Below are 5,047 nucleotides of genomic sequence, written 5' to 3' on the forward strand. Positions count from 1 at the left end.
CGCCAGAGCCAAGGCATCGGATGATGCAGCGCTGATCGCACATCAGGATCTGACGATCCGGAAGCTGCAGCGGGCGCTGCATGGTCAGAGTTCTGAACGCTCAGCCCGCCTGCACGACCAGATGGAACTCATCTTCGAGGAACTCCAGAGCACCGCGACGGAAGACGAGATCGCCGCCGAACAGGCTGCGGCCCGGACCACCGAGGTGGCGCCTTATGTGCGCAAGCGACCCGCGCGCCAGCCATTTCCCGAGCATCTGCCGCGCGAACGCATGGTCGAGCCCGCGCCGACTGCTTGTCACTGCTGCGGCGGTCATCGGCTACGCAAGTTGGGTGAGGATATCACCGAGACGCTGGAGGTGGTGCCGCGGCAATGGAAGGTGATCCAGCACGTGCGGGAGAAGTTCACCTGCCGCGACTCCGAGGCGATCAGCCGGGCTCCGGCGCCGTTCCACGCCACCCCGCGTGGCTGGGCCGGTCCCGGCCTGCTGGCGATGATCCTGTTCGAGAAGTTCGGCCAGCATCAGCCGCTCAACCGCCAGGCTGAACGCTATGCGCGCGAAGGCGTGCCGCTCAGCCTGTCGACGCTCGCCGACCAGGTCGGGGCCGGCGCCGCGGCGCTGATGCCGCTGTTCAAGCAGCTCGAAGCCCATGTGCTGGCCGCTTCACGTCTGCACGGCGACGACACAACGGTGCCGGTCCTGGCCAAGGGCAAGACCGATACCGGCCGTTTATGGACCTATGTGCGCGATGACCGACCGTTCGGCGGCGCCGATCCGCCGGCGGCGGTATTCTATTATTCCCGCGATCGTCGAGGCGAACATCCCGCGGCGCATCTCGCCGGCTGGAGCGGCATTCTGCAGGCCGATGCCTTTGGCGGTTATGGCGATCTCTATGCGACGGGTCGTCAGCCGGCGCCTGTTATGGAAGCCAGCTGCTGGGCCCACAGCCGGCGCAAAATGTTCGAGCTGGCCGATATCGAAGCGGCGGCGCGCAAGAAGGCGCGCAGCGAGAAGCCCAACCTGGTCTATCCACTGGCGGTCGAAGCCGTGAAGCGCATCGATGCCCTGTTCGATATCGAACGCGCGATCAACGGCCTGTCGCCAGCCCAACGCCACGCCGTGCGCCAGGAGCGGAGCGCGCCGCTGCTCACCGAGCTCGAGCGCTGGATGATCGAGACGCGCGACAAAGCTCTCGCGCGGACACGACCTGAGCAAGGCCTTCAACTACATGCTGCGCCGCTGGTCATCCTTCACCCGGTTCCTCGACGATGGGCGGATCTGCCTATCGAACAGTGCAGCCGAGCGAGCCCTGCGCGGCATCGCTCTCGGCAGAAAGTCCTGGCTGTTCTGCGGTTCCGATCGCGGCGGACAGCGCGCTGCCGTTCTCTACAGCCTGATCGTCAGCGCCAAGATGAACGATATCGACCCGCAGGCCTGGCTCGCCGACGTCCTCGCCCGACTGCCCGCCTATCCGGCCCATCGGATCGATGATCTGCTGCCGTGGAATTGGAGGTCCGCAAAACTGCGGACCCAACCAGCTGCCGCCTGATCATGCAGCGCAATAAGGTGCATCACGTCTACACCGTCGGCCGTGTCGCCAGCGACCTCGGCGTCAGCGAAGCGCTCATCCACGAACTGACCCTCGGTCTCGAGCCGGAGGACGGCGTCATCTGGGTGTACGGCACCAACGATGACGACGGGATCTTGGCCTTCACCGATGAAGGCATCGAGGAGGTCAAACTCCTCCTCGAAGAATATCATCGGGTCTCCTCATCGAAAGCTTGACCCCAGCACTCCGGTGCTCAGGTCCTCACGGTCACCAGATACGCACGTCTGCGGACTTCACCGGATGGGTACTCTGCAGGCGACGGCCACTCGGGCTTTCTTGCTGCCAATCCGGCGCGCCAGACGCGCGCCCACGCTTTCAGTGCAGACCATCTGGCGACCCGTGCCAACAGAGTGCCCGCAGCTCGAAGAGATAGATAGGTGCCTGTGAGCGTGTCGTCGCATTTTGACACCGACCCGTCACGATCGACTTCCCGATTGATACCGTCTCGGCGTCAGGCCGAAATGGGCGCCAACACCCGATGAGCGAACAAAGCGCGCTAAATCATCCACCGCGGTGACGAAGCGGATTGGCCGTCAAGACGCCAATGCCGGGTACGGTCATCACGGCGGCACGGATCCCTGTGTGGCGAACCCGAGAATGTGCTCCTCCAACATTCTGATTTTTTGCTCAATGCGTGCGCGGGCAGCTTCGATGCCGTTGGATATCGGCGTACTAACGGCGACGGAATTCGGGAAGACAAGGAGGGAAACAGCTTGCAGCTCCAGCTGATCACTGTAGCCGGCGCAGGCGTCGGCGAGATCGAAGTGGCGCCTTTCGTCGTTTAGGTCCGAGTAGTAGTCGTTTGCCACCGGCATCATCAGTCCCACGCGAGGGTCCGCGTGCCATCACGGGGCTGGCCGGCTCGCCAAGGCGCTTGCAGAACCGCCGACGCCGACCGATAAAGCTGCATGACCTTTGACCAGATCAAAAGCTTCTATCTTGTAGCGGTGCTCGGGACCTTTGCCAAGGCTGCGGAGCAACTGAACACAACACAGCCAACCATTTCAGCGCGTATCGCGGCGCTCGAAGATCGGCTGGGCGTCAGTCTTTTCGATCGCTCGGGCCATCGGGTTGCGCTCACTCCGCAGGGCCGCAGCTTTCTTCGCAGCGCCGAGAAGCTACTGGAAATCCAAGCCAAGGCCCTCAAACGCTACGGCAAAGGCGAGCTGCGTGGAATCGTGCGTATCGGGGCTTCAGACACGATGGCAGTCATCTGGATCCCGCCCTTCCTTGCGGCCTTGCGCGCGGCAAATCCGGATGCCGAGTTCGAGCTTCACATCGGTCCATCCTATCGACTGCGCGACGAATTGCTTGCCCGACAAATCGATATCGGGTTCATTGTGGGTCCCATCTCCAATCCGCAGATGATCAACCATCTGCTCTGTGACTGTCCCATGGTATTCGCAGCCGCACCGTCGCTCGGCCTGCACGGCAGGAAGCTAACACCGGCCGAAATCGACCGCATGGACATCTTCACCTTCGAGCGGATGACTAGGCCACACCAGGATCTGCTGCGCGATCTTCGCAAAGCCGATATTGCGCCCAGGCTGAACCCGATCAACTCGCTTCAGACAACCATTTTGATGGTTCGCAAGGGCTTGGGGATAGGCGCGGTGCCTCTCGGCTCTATCGAGGAGGAAGTCGCTACCGGCAGCCTTGTCGTCGTCGATACCGAATTCAAGCTCACCGATGTCCGCTTCACGGTCTGCTACCCGCAGGGGCCGGACACGCATGTCCCCGAGACGCTCACCGAACGTGCCATAGAGTTCTTGAAGGCACGCGGCTCATCGGACTCGATAAAATTACTTTATTGATCTCCAGCGTAAATTGCGATTTGCATCTATGGGGCGCTCCTTTCTATGTTTCGTCAAATTGGTGGAGCAGGGAGGGTTCGATGAAAGGCTGGCGTTTGGCGTCCGACATTGGTGGTACATTCACCGATATTGCCTTTATAGCCGAGGACGGGCTGCTAAGTACGATTAAGGTGCCATCGACACCCCAGAATTATGCCAGCGGAGTGATCGAAGGTGCGAAAGCCCTCGCATCGGCCCGAGATCTTCGGATCGAGACGATGGCCGAAATGGCGCACGGATGCACCGTCGCTACAAACGCGATTCTGGAGGGCAAGGGTGCCCGCGTCGCGCTGCTCACAACGGCGGGATTTCGTGATGTGCTTGAATTGCGGCGCATCCGTGTGCCTAAGCTCTACGAGCCGCTCTACGTCAAACCTCTTCCTTTGGCGGCGCGCGACCTGAGGCTTGAAGTTCGTGAGCGCGTCGGAGCCGATGGCAGCGTCGTTGTGCCGCTGGTTGAGGATGATGTGTGCAAGGCCGCCGAGGTCATCGCCAGGTCGGGGGCGGAGGCTGTCGCCGTCTGCTTCCTGCACTCCTATCGCTTTCCCGACCACGAACGCCGCGCCGGCGCGCTCCTCCGGAAATTGCTCCCCGGCTGCTTCGTAACCCTTTCGGTCGACGTGCTCCCGCAGATTCGTGAATACGAACGTACCAGCACGACGGTGGTAAACGCCTATGTCGGCCCTCCGGTTAAGCGCTACCTGGAAGGGATGGAAGCCGATCTCGCTGCGGCCGGTTGCAACGCCCGCATATCAGTCATGCAGTCCTCCGGAGGCTCGATCTCCTCCGATGCGGTGAAGGACAAGCCGGCCCAGATCGTGGAATGCGGGCCGGCGGCGGGTGTCGTCGGCGCCGCCCATCTGGCCCGCCTTCTGCGTATCCGGAACGCCATAACGTTCGACATGGGCGGCACCACCGCGAAAGGTTCCCTGATCGAGGATGGCGATGTCATCTTCGCCGAAAACTACGAGATCGGCGCTTCGATGAGCACCGCGGGTGCGATCGCCGGCGGCGGCGGATACGCGCTCAAGCTTCCGGTCATCGACATCGCTGAGGTTGGCGCTGGTGGCGGCTCCATCGTGCGGCTGGACCGGGCAGGGGCTATCAAAGTCGGCCCTGACAGCGCCGGCGCGGCGCCGGGTCCGGCCGCATACGGGCTGGGCGGTGAGGAGCCGACCGTTACGGATGCGAATATCGTGCTCGGCTTCTTGAATCAGCAGTCTCTGGCCGGCGGAACAGTAAGGATCGATGCCGGCTTGTCGCGCGCATCTCTTGAGAGGACGATCGCCTCCCCGCTCGGAATGTCCGTGCATGAAGCCGCATACGGCGTGCATGAGGTTGCGAATGCGACGATGGTGCGGGCCATCAAGGCGGTGACGACCTATCGCGGGCGCAATCCGCGCGATTTCGCCATGTTCGCTTTTGGAGGCAATGGCGGCGTGCATGGGGCGTCCATTGCGCGAAGCTTGGAGATCGGCCGCATATATGTTCCTGCAGCAGCGGGCGTTTTCAGTGCCGTGGGTCTGCTTCTGGCCGAAAAGTCAGTAGCTGTCGCATCAGCCTTCGTCGCACGACTGGACGAGC

At 62.4% G+C, this 5,047-nt stretch carries 5 protein-coding genes; 4 read left to right on the forward strand and 1 reads right to left on the reverse strand.

What is annotated here, in order from left to right:
- Both EOA36_RS27325 and EOA36_RS27330 read left to right on the forward strand, forming a co-directional pair.
- Positions 1-1,550 (forward strand): IS66 family transposase gene (locus tag EOA36_RS27325; protein ID WP_127280206.1). Its coding sequence is split into 2 segments (ribosomal slippage), with 1,549 coding nucleotides annotated over them: positions 1-1,186 and positions 1,188-1,550; the frame shifts between segments, so codons are not numbered across the junction. This gene is flagged as partial in the annotation.
- Positions 1,551-1,552: 2 nt separating this feature from the next.
- Positions 1,553-1,786 carry a hypothetical protein gene (locus EOA36_RS27330; RefSeq protein WP_126101846.1) on the forward strand — a complete coding sequence of 78 codons (234 nt, stop codon included), beginning with the start codon at positions 1,553-1,555 and terminating at the stop codon, positions 1,784-1,786.
- A 384-nt stretch (positions 1,787-2,170) separates the two neighbouring features.
- Here EOA36_RS27330 and EOA36_RS37435 read toward each other — a convergent pair whose 3' ends face one another.
- Positions 2,171-2,437: a hypothetical protein gene (locus EOA36_RS37435; RefSeq protein ID WP_167498733.1), complete on the reverse strand. Its 267-nt coding sequence runs from the start codon at positions 2,435-2,437 to the stop codon at positions 2,171-2,173.
- An 81-nt stretch (positions 2,438-2,518) separates the two neighbouring features.
- Between EOA36_RS37435 and EOA36_RS27345 the strand changes: the two genes are divergently transcribed.
- Positions 2,519-3,424 (forward strand): LysR family transcriptional regulator, encoded by a 906-nt coding sequence (locus EOA36_RS27345; RefSeq protein ID WP_126101848.1) that lies wholly within the window; start codon positions 2,519-2,521, stop codon positions 3,422-3,424.
- A gap of 80 nt (positions 3,425-3,504) precedes the next feature.
- The coding region (locus EOA36_RS27350; protein WP_135885934.1) for a hydantoinase/oxoprolinase family protein at positions 3,505-5,047 on the forward strand (1,543 nt) is incomplete at its 3' end.

This window comes from Mesorhizobium sp. M8A.F.Ca.ET.021.01.1.1 (assembly GCF_003998025.1).
Classification (GTDB): Bacteria; Pseudomonadota; Alphaproteobacteria; order Rhizobiales; family Rhizobiaceae; genus Mesorhizobium.